1 protein-coding gene is annotated in these 271 nt (G+C 67.2%); it reads right to left on the bottom strand.

Annotation, left to right across the window (positions count from 1 at the left end; translation table 11 throughout):
• Positions 1 to 237 (bottom strand): hypothetical protein (locus SB786_RS36335; protein WP_410731593.1); only part of this gene is annotated, 237 nt, incomplete at its 3' end.
• Positions 238 to 271 lie beyond the last annotated feature (34 nt).

The raw sequence follows: 271 nt of genomic DNA, 5'->3' as shown, positions 1-271 counted from the left end.
CGTCTGCAAGGTGCGCGCGATGCGGGCCGACCAGGCGTCGAGTTCGCCGTAATTCAGGTGCTCACCCTCGCAGTGCAGCGCGTGTGCGTGCGGCTGCATGCGCGCCCGTTCGGCGATGCGCGCGCCAACGGGAGAAAAAGGATGTGCGTGCAACGGTTCTGCGCGTTGCGGCCGGACAGGCGCAAGTTGCAACGCGGCCAGCGGCGTGTTCGCATCGGCGACGATCTGGCCGAGCATCGTCACGTAATCGGCGAGCAGACGATCGACGGTC

The organism is Burkholderia sp. SIMBA_062 (genome assembly GCF_046534765.1).
GTDB lineage: Bacteria > Pseudomonadota > Gammaproteobacteria > Burkholderiales > Burkholderiaceae > Burkholderia > Burkholderia ambifaria.
This window is presented reverse-complemented; position numbering and strand designations above follow the sequence as displayed.